The 13,787-nt window shown below is 61.4% G+C and carries 10 protein-coding genes; all 10 read left to right on the top strand.

Going from position 1 to position 13,787, the window contains the following annotated elements; translation table 11 throughout:
• Nucleotides 1-299 precede the first annotated feature (299 nt).
• The 10 genes from HU739_RS16695 (at nt 300) to HU739_RS16650 (ending at nt 13,763) form a co-directional block, all read left to right on the top strand.
• Nucleotides 300-1,652: a TolC family outer membrane protein gene (locus HU739_RS16695; protein WP_186548695.1), complete on the top strand. Its 1,353-nt coding sequence runs from the start codon at nt 300-302 to the stop codon at nt 1,650-1,652.
• Between the two features lie 33 nt (nt 1,653-1,685).
• On the top strand, nt 1,686-3,842 hold the full coding sequence (locus tag HU739_RS16690) for a type I secretion system permease/ATPase (protein WP_186548693.1): 2,157 nt from the start codon (nt 1,686-1,688) through the stop codon (nt 3,840-3,842).
• Nucleotides 3,832-5,199, top strand: a complete 1,368-nt coding sequence (locus HU739_RS16685) for an HlyD family type I secretion periplasmic adaptor subunit (RefSeq protein WP_024011116.1) — start codon at nt 3,832-3,834, stop codon at nt 5,197-5,199. The genes HU739_RS16690 and HU739_RS16685 overlap by 11 nt, the downstream gene beginning before the upstream one ends.
• A 372-nt stretch (nt 5,200-5,571) precedes the next feature.
• On the top strand, nt 5,572-6,468 hold the full coding sequence (locus HU739_RS16680; RefSeq protein ID WP_186548691.1) for a TauD/TfdA dioxygenase family protein: 897 nt from the start codon (nt 5,572-5,574) through the stop codon (nt 6,466-6,468).
• Nucleotides 6,469-6,489: 21 nt separating this feature from the next.
• Complete coding sequence (locus HU739_RS16675; protein ID WP_186548689.1) at nt 6,490-7,350, top strand: ABC transporter ATP-binding protein; 861 nt, start codon at nt 6,490-6,492, stop codon at nt 7,348-7,350.
• 20 nt (nt 7,351-7,370) lie between these two features.
• Complete coding sequence (locus HU739_RS16670) at nt 7,371-8,237, top strand: ABC transporter permease (protein WP_186548688.1); 867 nt, start codon at nt 7,371-7,373, stop codon at nt 8,235-8,237.
• A gap of 173 nt (nt 8,238-8,410) precedes the next feature.
• Complete coding sequence (locus HU739_RS16665) at nt 8,411-9,328, top strand: LysR family transcriptional regulator (protein WP_186548686.1); 918 nt, start codon at nt 8,411-8,413, stop codon at nt 9,326-9,328.
• A gap of 222 nt (nt 9,329-9,550) precedes the next feature.
• Nucleotides 9,551-11,089, top strand: coding sequence for an MFS transporter (locus HU739_RS16660; RefSeq protein ID WP_186548683.1), 1,539 nt, complete (start codon nt 9,551-9,553; stop codon nt 11,087-11,089).
• A gap of 26 nt (nt 11,090-11,115) precedes the next feature.
• The gene (locus HU739_RS16655; protein ID WP_186548681.1) at nt 11,116-12,186 is read left to right on the top strand and encodes an HlyD family secretion protein; all 1,071 of its coding nucleotides are present in this window, start codon (nt 11,116-11,118) and stop codon (nt 12,184-12,186) included.
• Nucleotides 12,183-13,763, top strand: a complete 1,581-nt coding sequence (locus HU739_RS16650) for an efflux transporter outer membrane subunit (RefSeq protein WP_186548679.1) — start codon at nt 12,183-12,185, stop codon at nt 13,761-13,763. The genes HU739_RS16655 and HU739_RS16650 overlap by 4 nt, the downstream gene beginning before the upstream one ends.
• Nucleotides 13,764-13,787 lie beyond the last annotated feature (24 nt).

Here is a 13,787-nt window from a genome sequence, read left to right as displayed (position 1 = left end):
ACTTCAGTCTGGACGTACTTTTAAAAAATTCGATAACAAGTTGACGCTTTGTTTCGTCAATATTTTGGCTATAGTTTTTCGCGATTTACTTTATGCCAAACTATTGACCTTCTGGGAGCCATCCTAAACAATCGTCCCAGTAATGTCACATTGATATTTCCGCGGCGACCTGTCCTTCAGCGTGTGATCCAGTTCCTGTTTTGAACTTTCCGACATACGGTCATTCCGGGTTGCCATCATCCGACGCAGCGCCACGTTCTGCTGTGATTCAAGACAAGAAGTTCCGGGAAATTCCAACCATGCGTTCGCTTTTGCTCCTCGCCGCTCCCTTCGCTCTCGCCGCCTCTTTTGTACAAGCACAATCCTTACCAGAAGCCATGCAACAGGCTTTGGATGTCCATCCGGAGGTTCAGGCGGGGGTCAACAGTCGATTGGCGGCGGATTATCAGTTAAAGGCGGCGAAGGGGGGATACCTGCCCAAGGTCGATCTGCTGGGCGGTTATGGCCGTGAGGGCACCGACAGCGTGACCACTCGGGCCAACGGTGGCGGCAATCACTGGGAGACGTTGAACCGCAGCGAGTCAAGTTTACGTCTCTCGCAAATGGTTTTTGACGGTTTTGCGACGTCCAACGAGGTTGCGCGTCAACAAGCCAACGTCAGCTCCCGTGCCTATTCCTTGCTCGGCACCTCCGAGCGCACCGCACTGACCGTCGCCCAGGTGTATCTGGACGTGCTGACCCGCCGCGAATTCGTACGACTGGCCGAGGAAAACCTCAAAAGTCACCAGCGCATCTACGATCAGATCCAGTTGCGCACCCAGCGCGGCGTCGGCAGCGGTGCCGACCTTGACCAGGCTGAAGCGCGGATGGCTCAGGCCCGCAACAACCTGATCACCGAGCAGACCAACCTCGCCGACGCCGAAACCAACTTCCTCAGCGCCGTCGGCCAGATGCCTGATCAGCTGGAACGACCGGTGCCGTTCATGGCGATGATGCCGGCCAACCTCAACGAAGCCCGCGCGCAGATGCTGGAAAACAGCCCGATCCTGCGTTCGGCAGAGTCGGATATCGCCGCGGCCGAAAAGCAGTACGCCACCGCCAAGTCGACCTTCTACCCACGTTTCGATGCCGAACTGGGGCGCACCGCCGACAACGATCTCGACGGCCAGAACGGCCACAATAACGAATGGCAGGCCATGCTGCGCATGCGCTTCAACCTCTATTCGGGCGGCAGCAACAAGGCCGACCTGGAATCCAAGTCGTACCTGGCCAACCAGGCGCTGGACATCCGCAACAACGCCCTGCGGCAGTTGAACGAAGAGCTGGGCCTGGCCTGGAACGCCTTGAACAACGCCAACGCGCAAGTGCCGATCGCCCAGCAATACGTCGATCACAGCACCTCGGTGCGCACCGCGTACCAGCGTCAATTCAGCCTCGGTGAGCGAACCCTGCTCGACTTGCTCGACAGCGAAAACGAGCTGTTCACCGCCTCGCGGCGCCTGGCGGAAATCAAGAACATTCAGTTATTTACTCAGTACCGAATCAAGGCGACCATGGGCGAGTTGCTCAGAAGCCAGGGAGTGGTCGCGCCGTTGGCATCCGTTGTGCAGAACGACGTGAAGCCCAAGGTCCAGCTGCCTGGGATGAATTGAGTTATCCCTTTCAACTGTCAAAGAGTGTCGAGCGTGGAATCAGAAGTCAGTCGAGTTCATCTCAGTCATGATCCGCGCGCGTTGCACGACGATCCGTTACTGGACGGTCTGCTCGCCCTTTGCATGCTCCACCAGAAACCCGCCAGCGCGGCGATGCTGACCACCGGCCTGCCGCTGCCCAAACAGCGCCTGAGCGTCGAGTTGCTGCCGCGTGCGGCGGCTCGCGCCGGCCTGCAAGGTCGGGTGTTGCAGCGCAAGCTCGAAGAAATTCCGGCGATTGCCATGCCCGCGCTGTTGCTGCTCAAGGATGGTCGTAGCGCCGTCCTGCTCGGCTGGCAGGGCGAAAACGAAGCGCGGGTGCTGCTCAGTGAAAGCGATGGCGGCGAATCGGTGGTCAGCCGCGAACTGCTGACTGACGATTACATCGGCAAAGTGTTCTTCGCCCAGCCGCAGCATAAATTCGACGTCAACCACGGCACGCTGATTCCGCGTGCACGTTCGTGGTTTCGCGACACCCTCAAGCGTTCGCGCTGGCTGTACGCCGATGCGATCGCCGCCAGTTTCCTGATCAACATCATCGCCATGGCCGCGCCGCTGTTCGTGATGAACGTCTATGACCGCGTGGTGCCGAACCAGGCTGAGGCGACCCTGTGGGTATTGGCGCTGGGCATCACTGGCGCCTACATCTTCGACCTGATCCTCAAGAGCCTGCGCAGCTTGTGTCTGGATCTGGCGGGCAAGAAAACCGACCTGATCATCTCCGCCACGCTGTTCGAGCGCATCGTCGGCATGGCGATGAAGTACCGCCCGGCGCGGGTCGGCAGTTTTGCGCAGAACATTCATGAGTTTCAGAGCCTGCGCGACTTCCTCGCCTCGCTGACCCTGACCAGCCTGATCGACCTGCCGTTCACCCTTCTGATTTTCATCGTCATCGCAATTCTCGGCGGGCATCTGGTGTGGATTCCGGTGCTGGCGTTCCCGATTGCGCTGCTGATCGGCTACGCCTTGCAGAAGCCGCTGGTGGCAACCATGGAACGCACCATGGCCCTCGGTGCCGAGCGCCAGTCAAGCCTGATCGAAACCCTCGCCGGCCTCGACGCGGTCAAGGTCAACAACGCCGAAAGCGAGCGCCAGTATCAGTGGGAGCAGACCATCGGCACCCTCAGCCGTCTCGAGCTGCGGGTGAAAATGCTTTCCGGCCTGGCGATGAACATCACCCTGCTGATCCAGCAACTGGTCGGGGTAATCATGATTGTCTTCGGCGTGTACCAGATCATCGCCGGCAACCTGAGCATGGGCGGGCTGATCGCCTGCTACATGCTCAGTGGCCGCGCCCTGAGCCCGCTGGCCTCGCTGTCCGGTCTGCTCACTCGCTATCAACAGGCACGGGTGACCATGACCTCGGTCGACCAGATGATGGAGCTGCCACAGGAGCGCAATTTCGAGGAGCGCCCGTTGAGCCGCAAGGTGCTGCAAGGCGCGATCGAGTGCCGCCAGCTCAATTTCACCTATCCGGACCAGCAGAACCCGGCGCTGAAAAACATCAACCTGGTGATCCGTCCCGGCGAGAAAATCGGCATCATCGGCCGCAGCGGCTCGGGCAAAAGCTCTCTGGCCAAACTGCTGGTCGGCCTGTATCAGCCGGACGACGGCGCGTTGCTGGTCGATGGCGTGGACATCCGCCAGATCGACGTCAGCGAACTGCGCTACAACATCGGCTACGTGCCACAGGACATTCAACTGCTGTCCGGCACGTTGCGTGACAACCTGGTTTCCGGCGCACGTTATGTAGAAGACGAATTAGTCCTGCAAGCTGCCGAGCTGGCCGGCGTCCACGAATTCGCCCGCCTTCACCCGCAAGGCTACGAGCTGCAAGTCGGCGAGCGTGGGCAGAACCTCTCCGGCGGCCAACGGCAGAACGTTGCGCTGGCCCGGGCGCTGCTGCTCAATCCGCCGATTCTGCTGATGGACGAGCCGACCAGTGCGATGGACAACACCGGCGAAGAACGCCTCAAGCAACGCCTCGCGGCGGTGATTGAAAACAAGACCGTGGTGCTGGTCACGCATCGGGCTTCGCTGTTGTCGCTGGTCGATCGTCTGCTGGTGATCGACCGCGGGCAGATTCTCGCCGACGGCCCGAAAGCCGCGGTGATGGAAGCGTTGAAGAAGGGGCAGATCAGTGTTGCTTAAGTCCGGTGTCAAGGAGTCGATCCGTCGTTACTTCAAAGGCTCTGCCTCGCTGCAGGGTCAGCCGCTGCCGGAGGTCAACAAGGCGCTGATCGAAGACGCCCCGCGCGTTGTGCGCCTGACCATCTGGGCGATCATCGGCTTCTTTGTGTTCCTCATGCTTTGGGCCAACTTCGCCGTGATCGATGAAGTGACCAAGGGCGACGGCAAGGCGATTCCGTCGTCGAAGATTCAGAAAATCCAGAACCTTGAGGGCGGGATTGTCTCCGAACTGTTCGTCAAGGAAGGCCAGATCGTCGAGGCCGGCGCGCCGTTGATTCGTCTCGACGACACGCGGTTTGCCTCCAACGTCGGCGAAACCGAGGCCGATCGCCTGTCGATGCTGCTGCGGGTCGAGCGTCTGAGCGCCGAAGTCGACGACCGCCCACTGAACTTCCCCGAAGACGTGCTCAAGGCCGTGCCGGGTCAAGCGAAAAGCGAAGAGTCCCTGTACATCAGCCGTCGCCAGCAATTGCATGACGAGATCGGCGGCCTGCAGGAGCAGTTGATCCAGCGTCAGCAAGAGCTGCGTGAGTTCAGCTCCAAGCAGGCGCAGTACCGTCAGCAGCTCGGCTTGCAGCGCCAGGAAATCAACATGTCCGAGCCGCTGGTGGCGCAGGGCGCGGTGTCTCCGGTGGAAGTGTTGCGCCTCAAGCGTGCCGAAGTGGAAACCCGGGGTCAGCTCGATGCCACAACCCTGGCGATTCCGCGCGCCGAATCGGCGATCAAGGAAGTGCAGCGCAAAATCGACGAGACCCGGGGCAAATTCCGTAGCGAAGCGCTGACCCAGCTCAACGAAGCGCGCACCGATCTGAATAAGGCTCAAGCCACCGGCAAAGCCCTGGAAGACCGCGTCAGCCGTACGCTGGTCACCTCGCCGGTGCGCGGCATCGTCAATAAATTGTTGGTCAACACCATTGGCGGCGTGATCCAGCCGGGCAGTGACATGGTCGAAATCGTGCCGCTGGACGACACCCTGCTGGTCGAAGCCAAGATCCGCCCGCAGGACATCGCCTTCCTGCATCCGGGGCAGGAAGCGATCGTCAAATTCACCGCGTATGACTACACCATTTATGGCGGGCTGAAGGCGCAGCTGGAGCAGATCGGCGCCGACACCATCACTGACGAAGACAAGAAAACTACTTACTACGTGATCAAGGTGCGCACTGAGCGCAGCCATTTGGGCACGGATGAGAAGCCCTTGCTGATCATTCCGGGGATGGTCGCTTCGGTGGATATCATCACGGGCAAGAAGTCGGTGTTGAGTTATCTGCTCAAGCCGATCATTCGGGCTCGGGCAGAGGCGTTGCACGAGCGCTAGATCCTCGGTGCTCCTGACGGCCTCTTCGCGAGCAAGCTCGCTCCCACAGTTGATCTCCTGTGACCGAAAATTTTGTGTTCGGTAAAGATCCAATGTGGGAGCGAGCTTGCTCGCGAAGGCGTCGGTGAAATCGCCACCTCCGGCCAATTAGTGACACAAAACGTCACTCGACTCCCAATTCCATTCCTCACCATTCGCCATATCGTTATTCATTAACGGTATTTAATTTCCCATTCTTATAGCGATAAAGTCACCCACCTGCGTACCTGCCGACCAATCGGCGCGCCGCACGACCTGAACCGACACGCAATCGAGCGTGAGTGTCTGATCGACGTGCGCGCCCGTGAGCGCGCCGTGCGTGGGAGATGATTGATGTCCGCAGCTACTGCCACCCCGAGCGCCGCGACCGCCGCGCCACAAAGCTTTGAAATTCGTCCATTCAGCGGTGCCGTTGGCGCCGAAATTGTTGGTCTGGAGCTGAGTCGGCCAGTCAACGATCAGGATTTTGCGCGCATTCACCGCGCGCACCTGGATCACCATGTCGTGGTTTTCCGCGATCAGCAGATCACCCCACAACAGCAAATCGACTTCAGCCGCCGCTTCGGCGTGTTGCAGATCCATGTGCTCAAGCAATTCCTGCTGGCGGATCACCCGGAAATCCTCATCGTTTCCAATATCATCGAAAACGGCCAGAACATCGGTCTCGGTGACGCCGGCAAGTTCTGGCATTCCGATCTTTCTTACAAAGAACTGCCGAGCCTTGGCTCGATGCTGCACGCGCAGGAGCTGCCCGTCGAGGGCGGCGACACGCTGTTTGCCGACATGCACAAAGCCTGGGACGACCTGCCATCAGCCTTGCGCAATGCGGTTGAGGGACGCTTCGCCGCGCATTCCTATACCGCGCGCTACAGCGAAACCAAATTCGAAGGTAACTGGCGGCCGACCCTGACCCCAGAGCAACTGGCGCAAGTCGCCGAAGTCGTGCACCCGGTGGTGCGCACCCATCCGGAAAACGGCCGCAAGGCCTTGTTCATCAGCGAAGGCTTCACCACGCGCATCGTCGGCCTGCCGGACGACGAGAGCCGTCAATTGCTGGCCGAGCTGTACGCCCACAGCGTGCTGCCGCAAAACATCTACCGCCATCAGTGGCAGCCGCATGATCTGGTGTTCTGGGACAACCGTTCGCTGATCCACCTGGCCGCCGGCTGCCCGGCGCACCTGCGCCGAAAGCTGTATCGCACGACCATCCAGGGCGATGCGCCTTTCTGATTTGCCGGAGATTGTTGAACCATGAACGCTCCCTTGCCAGGCCACGCGGCCAGCAACCCGATTGCCCGCAGCGACGCGTTGCTGGCGGTCGATCGCGTCAGCCTCGAATACCGCACGCCGCAACGCGTGGTGCGCGCCACCCACCAGGTCAGTTTTGAAATCGATCCGGCCGACCGCTATGTGTTGCTCGGCCCGTCCGGTTGCGGGAAATCCACATTGCTCAAAGCGGTCGCCGGGTTCATCCAGCCCTGCGAAGGCGAAATCCGCCTGCAAGGCCAGCGTGTCGATGCGCCGGGGCCGGACCGGATTGTGGTGTTCCAGGAATTCGACCAATTGCCGCCGTGGAAAACCGTGAAGCAGAACGTGATGTTTCCGTTGCTCGCCTCGCGCACCTTGAACAAAAAAGACGCGGAATACCGTGCGCTGCACTATCTGGAAAAGGTCGGCCTGGCTGCGTTCGCCGACGCCTACCCGCACACCTTGTCCGGCGGCATGAAAGCGCGGGTGGCGATCGCTCGGGCGCTGGCGATGCAGCCGAAAATTCTGTTGATGGACGAACCCTTCGCCGCCCTCGACGCGCTGACGCGACGCAAGATGCAGGAGGAGTTGCTGCTGCTCTGGGAGGAAGTGCGCTTCACGTTGCTGTTCGTCACCCATTCGATTGAAGAAGCGCTGGTGGTGGGCAATCGCATTCTTCTGCTGTCGCCGCATCCGGGCCGGGTGCGCGCCGAAGTGCACAGCCATCAATACGATCTGCACAGCCTCGGCGGCGTGGCGTTTCAGGAGTCGGCGCGGCGCATTCATCGTCTGCTCTTCGATGAAGGTCAGTCGCCGGAGACCGAGCGTGACCATGACTTCAACGATATTCGCATCGCCTATTGAGCGGCCGAGAGGATTACCCGATGAGCCATTCACCCTCCGTGCGTGAAGAATTCGAAACCGTGCTCGAGCCGCTGACTGCCGTGCCGGTCGAGCGCGAATTACCGCTCGGCACGCGATTGTGGCAACAGGGCTGGCTGCGCAAAAGCCTGATCCTGATCGTATTGGCGATCGTCTGGGAAGTGGTCGCGCGGATTCAGAACAACGATCTGATGCTGCCGAGCTTTCTGCAAACCGCCCACGCCTTGTTCGACGGCCTGCTCAGTGGCGAGCTGTTGGCCAAGGTGTGGATATCCCTGGTGGTGCTGATCAAGGGGTACTTGATCGGCATTGTTCTGGCGTTTGCCTTGACCACCCTGGCAGTGTCGACGCAGTTGGGACGCGATCTGTTGAGCACGATGACCTCGATGTTCAATCCGTTGCCGGCGATTGCCCTGTTGCCGCTGGCCCTGCTGTGGTTTGGTCTGGGGCAGAACAGCCTGATTTTCGTGCTGGTGCATTCGGTGTTGTGGGCGCTGGCGCTCAATACTTATGCCGGTTTTCTCGGCGTCTCCGAAACCCTGCGCATGGCCGGGCGCAACTACGGACTCAAGGGGCTGCGGCTGGTGTTGTTCGTCCTGATCCCGGCGGCGCTGCCATCGATTCTCGCGGGGCTGAAGATTGGCTGGGCGTTTGCCTGGCGCACGTTGATCGCTGCCGAATTGGTGTTTGGTGCGACCAGCGGCAAGGGCGGGTTGGGCTGGTACATCTTCCAGAATCGCAATGAGCTGTACACCGACAAGGTGTTTGCCGGGTTGGCGGTGGTGATTCTGATTGGTTTGCTGGTGGAGAATCTGGTGTTTGATACGTTGGAGCGAGTGACCGTCAAGCGGTGGGGTATGCAACGATAGCTGTGGTGCAGCGACTGGCCTCATCGCGAGCAGGCGAAGGCCTACATTTGAAATGCGTTCCCCCTGTAGGAGTGAGCCTGCTCGCGATAGCTTTTTCAAAGACGCCGCCGATCCCAAAGGATGTTTGCTAGCATTGCACCCGGATCAATCCAGATCAGCCATGAGTGCTCAGCATGCAACTCCCGGACATGAACCTGCTGGTCGCCCTCGATGCCCTGCTCGACGAGGGCAGTGTGGTCGGTGCGGCGCGGCGAATGAACCTCAGCCCGGCGGCGATGAGCCGCACGCTGACGCGCATCCGCGAAGCCATCGGCGATCCGATCCTGGTACGTGCCGGACGCGGTCTGGTGCCGACTCCCAAAGCTTTGGAATTGCGCGAACAAGTGCGCGACGTGGTCGAGCAGGCGGCGCTGCTGTTCCGTTCGGCCGACAGCGTGGAGTTGGGCACTTTGCGGCGGCGTTTCAGCATTCGCGCCAACGACTTTTTCATCGGTGTCTACGGCGGCAAGTTGTTCGACACCCTTGATCAACTGGCACCGCACTGCGAGCTGCGCTTCGTCCCCGAAGGCGATGGCGACGACGAGGCATTGCGCGAAGGACGGATCGACCTGAGCGTGAGCAATACCCGGCCCGTCACGCCGGAAGTGAAAATCCAGAATCTGTTCTCCACTCACTTCGTCGGGCTTGTGCGCGAAGATCACCCGTTGCTCGACGGCGAGATCACCGCTGAGCGCTACGCCGGTTTCTCGCATATCAGCATGTCGCGCCGGGGTATCGCCCGCGGGCCTATTGATACGGCATTGAATGCCTTGGGGCTGGAACGGCGGGTGGCAGTGATTGCGCCGAGTTTTCATGCGGCGATGTTCGCCTTGCCGGACTCCGACCTGATCCTGCCAGTGCCCAAGGAAGCGCTGCTCAGCGTGCGACGGCTGGGCCTGAAACTGCGCTCATTCGACCTGCCGATCCCGCTGCCGATGCTGATGCTGACCCAGGCCTGGCACCCGCGTTTCGACAAGGACCCCGCCCACCGCTGGCTGCGCGAAACGCTCAAGGCCTGTTGCGATGAGACGTGGCTGGCGGCACAACCCTGATCCCGAATTTCACACAAATCCCCTGTAGGAGTGAGCCTGCTCGCGATAGCGGTACACCAGCCGACGGATTTTCAAACTGACACACCGCTATCGCGAGCAGGCTCACTCCTACAGGGATAACTGTTGTGTCTGATGCACTTATAACCTACCAATAAGTCAATTTTCGTCAGCACTAAGCCCCACTAAAATGCTCCGGTATTTCACCCCCCGGAGTTTTCATTCATGACATCCCTGACGGTCACGGCACCCCTCGCCGCGGCCAGCCCGGCGACGGCGACCACGCCCCCGGTGTTCGGGGCGCGGATCATCATCGGTCTGGTCGGCGTGCTGTTGGCCGTGCTGGTCTCGGGCCTCAACGAGATGGTCACCAAAGTCGCGCTGGCCGATATCCGTGGCGCGCTACACATCGGCTACGACGAAGGCACCTGGCTGGTCGCGAGCTACACCGCCACATCGGTCGCGGCCATGGCCTTTGCGCCGTGGTGCTCGGTGACCTTTTCGCTGCGCCGCTTCACCCTCTGCGCAATCGGCCTGTTTACCGCGCTCGGCGTCCTGTGTCCGTTCGCCCCGAATTACGAAAGTCTGCTGTTGATGCGCATCCTCCAAGGTCTGGCCGGCGGCGCGCTGCCGCCGATGCTGATGACCGTCGCGCTGCGCTTTTTGCCGGCAAACATCAAACTGTACGGACTGGCCGGCTACGCACTGACCGCAACGTTCGGCCCCGGCCTCGGCACGCCGCTGGCCGGTCTGTGGACCGAATACGTCGGCTGGCAATGGACCTTCTGGCAGATCATCGTGCCGTGCCTGATCGCTATGGCCGCCGTCGCCTACGGCTTGCCGCAGGATCCGCTGCGGCTGGAGCGGCTGAAGTCGTTCAACTGGAAAGGCCTGCTGCTGGGCTTTCCAGCGATCTGCATGCTGGTGATTGGCCTGTTGCAGGGCAATCGGCTGGACTGGTTCGAGTCGAACCTGATCTGCGGACTGCTCGGCGCCGGTGCGCTGCTGCTGGTGGCTTTCATGATCAATGAATGGTCGCAGCCGATTCCGTTTTTCAAATTGCAGATGCTCGGCATTCGCAATCTGTCGTTCGCGCTGATCACCTTGGCCGGGGTGCTTGTCGTGCTGCTGGCGGTGGTGCTGATTCCGTCGAGTTATCTGGCTCAGGTGCAAGGTTATCGCCCGGCGCAAACCGCGCCGATCATGCTCATCGCTGCGTTGCCGCAATTGCTTGCGCTGCCGCTGGTGGCGGCGCTGTGTAACTTGCGCTGGGTCGATTGCCGCTGGGTGCTCGGGATCGGGTTGAGCATGCTGGCGCTGTCCTGTCTGGGCGGTTCGCACCTGACGTCGGCGTGGATCCGTGACGATTTTTACGTTCTGCAGTGGCTGCAGGTTTTCGGTCAGCCGATGGCGGTGTTACCGCTGCTGATGCTGTCGACCGGCAGCATCACGCCGCTGGATGGCCCCTTCGCGTCGGCGTGGTTCAACACTGTGAAAGGCCTCGCTGCGGTGGTCGCCACTGGGGTGATCGAAGCGCTGACCACCGCGCGCCTGCATTTCCATTCGACGATGCTGGTCGACAGCCTCGGCAACTCGCCGCTGGCCGACCACAGCGATCCGGGCCTTGCCCATCGCCTGCACGAACAGGCCGTGGTGCTGACTTCTTCCGATCTCTACGTGTGCATGGCCGGCGTCGCGGTGACGCTGATCCTGCTGATTTTCTGGCTGCCGACGCGGATTTATCCGCCGCGCGCGCCGACCTGATTGCTGCACTGAAACAGAAGGTTTTTATGACGACTCAATCCAAACAAAAACTCGCGGTGGCCGTGGCTGCCGCGCTGGCGGTCGGCGTGCTGGTATACCTGGCGATGCCCGGGCTGTTCGGCAAACGCACCGAGCAAACCACCAATGACGCTTTTGTCTCGGCCGACTACACGCTGGTCGTGCCGCGCGTGGCCGGGTTCATCAAGCAGGTGCTGGTCGAAGATAACCAGCAAGTGAAGGCCGGGCAGTTGCTGGCGCTGATCGATGACCGTGACTTGCGTGCGGCAGCCGAAGCGGCGGATGCGCAAACCCTGGTGGCGCGGGCGCAGTTGCAGAACGCCAACGCGACCCTGGAACGGCAGGCATCGCTGATCGCCCAGGCGCAGGCTTCGGTGGTCTCGGCCAAGGCAGAAATGGCGTTCGCTCAGCAGGAGCTGAACCGCTACAACCACCTCGCCGGTGTTGGCGCCGGTACGGTGCAGAACGCACAGCAGGCACGCACGCGAATTGATCAGGCCTCGGCACGCCTCGACACGGCGACGGCGAAACTGGCGGCCGAACGCAAGCAGGTCGAGATACTCAGCGCCCAACGCAACGCCGCCGAAGGCAATTTGAAACACGCGCAGGCGGCGCTGGAAATCGCCAGTTTCAACCTGTCCTATACGCGCATTACCGCACCGCAAGACGGCATGGTCGGCGAGCGCGCGGTGCGTGTCGGTGCCTATGTGACGCCGGGCAGCAAACTGCTGGCGGTGGTGCCGTTGCAGCAGGCCTATGTGGTTGCCAATTTTCAGGAAACGCAATTGACCGATGTGCAGCCGGGGCAGGACGTGCAAGTGCGTGTCGACAGCCTCGGCGGCGAAGCCTTGAGTGGCCGCGTCGAGAGCGTCGCGCCGGCAACGGGGGTGACTTTCGCAGCGGTGAAACCGGACAACGCCACCGGTAACTTCACCAAGGTGGTGCAGCGCATCCCGGTGAAAATCGTGCTGGAACCGGGGCAGCCACTGGCCGAGCGGTTGCGGGTAGGCATGTCGGTGGAGGCGAGCATTGATACTGCGAGTTCAACGGCGTCCGGGCGCGAGGTGACGCAGCGATGAACCTGCGCAAAAACCTGTGGCGAGGGAGCTTGCTCCCGCTGGGCTGCGAAGTAGCCGCAAAAATCGCGAGTGCTGCGCACTCGAGCGGGAGCAAGCTCCCTCGCCACACAGGCCTGTTCCAGTCTCTTGTTGTGCTGAGCTTTTTCGGCCTCAGCGCCTGCACCGTTGGCCCCGACTTCCAGAAACCCGAGGCCACGCAACCTGCCGACTGGGCTAAACCGGCCCGGTCGGCCCCCAGCCAGGCCGTCAGCGAACCCCTGAATGAGCACTGGTGGGAAACGTTCCACGATCCGCAGCTTTCCGCGCTCACCCAACGCGCACTGAGCAACAACCTCGACCTGCAATTGGCCAGCAGCCGCCTGCAACAAAGCCGCGCTGCACGCCAAGTGATCACCGCCGAGCGTTACCCAAACAGCGCCGCTACCGGTAGCTACGCGCGCAAGCGCAACAGCGGCGAGGGCCTGAACGATCCATCGGGGCATGACGGCAATTCCGCTTTCAACCTGTGGGACGCTGGCTTTTCGGCCTCGTGGGAACTGGACTTCTGGGGCCGTGTGCGCCGCGAAACCGAAGCCGCTGATGCCAATCTCGAAGTGGCGGAAAACGATCGTCGCGGCGTGTTGCTAACGGTGCTCGCCGACACCGCGCAAAACTACATCCAGTTGCGCGGCGTACAGAACACTCGCGCCGTCACCGAGCAGAACCTCGACGTTGCCCGGCACAGCCTGAAACTCTCGCAGTTGCGTCTGGCCGATGGCGTGGCAACCGATCTCGACGTCGCCGAAGCTGCCGCGCAAGTCGCTGCCATCGAGGCACGCCTGCCGGCACTTGAGCAGCGTCAGGCGCAACTGATCAACGCGATCAGTCTGTTGATGGGCGAACCACCGCAGGCCTTGGCGAAGGAGTTATCCACAGACGCGGCGGTGCCGCAGTCGCCGCTGCAAGTCGCCATCGGCCTGCCTTCGCAACTGGCCGAGCGCCGCCCGGATATCCGCCAAGCCGAAGCACGCCTGCACGCCGCCACCGCCAACATCGGCGTAGCCAAGGGCGATTTTTATCCGCGCATCACCCTGTCCGGCAACCTCGGTTCGCAGGCGATGCAGCTCAGCGACTTCGGTTCCTGGGGCTCGCGCGCCTTTGGCATCGGTCCGCAGTTCAGCCTGCCGTTGTTCGACGGCGGACGCCTGCGCGGCATGCTGCAACTGCGTGAAGCCCAGCAACAGGAAGCGGCCATCGCCTACCTGCAAACCGTGCTGCGCGCCTGGCATGAAATCGACGACCAGTTGACCGCCTACAACGCCAGTCAGCGCCGTCGCGACAGCCTCGCCGAAGCCGTGCGCCAGAACCAGATCGCCCTGCGCACCGCGCAACAGCAATACGTCGAAGGCGTGGTCGATTTCGTCAACGTCCTCACCGTACAGAGCGCCTTGCTCGCCACGCAGGAACAATGGGTGGAAAGCTCAACCGGCGTTTCCCTGGCGATGGTCGGGTTGTACAAAGCGCTGGGCGGCGGATGGCAGTCGGTCTATCCAGCAGCGCAACTGGCCGCAGGCTCGCCGGACGTCGCCAAACCCTGAACCCGCAGCGACAGCTATGATCAA

The sequence above is a fragment of the Pseudomonas hamedanensis genome, from assembly GCF_014268595.2.
GTDB lineage: Bacteria > Pseudomonadota > Gammaproteobacteria > Pseudomonadales > Pseudomonadaceae > Aquipseudomonas > Aquipseudomonas hamedanensis.
This window is presented reverse-complemented; position numbering and strand designations above follow the sequence as displayed.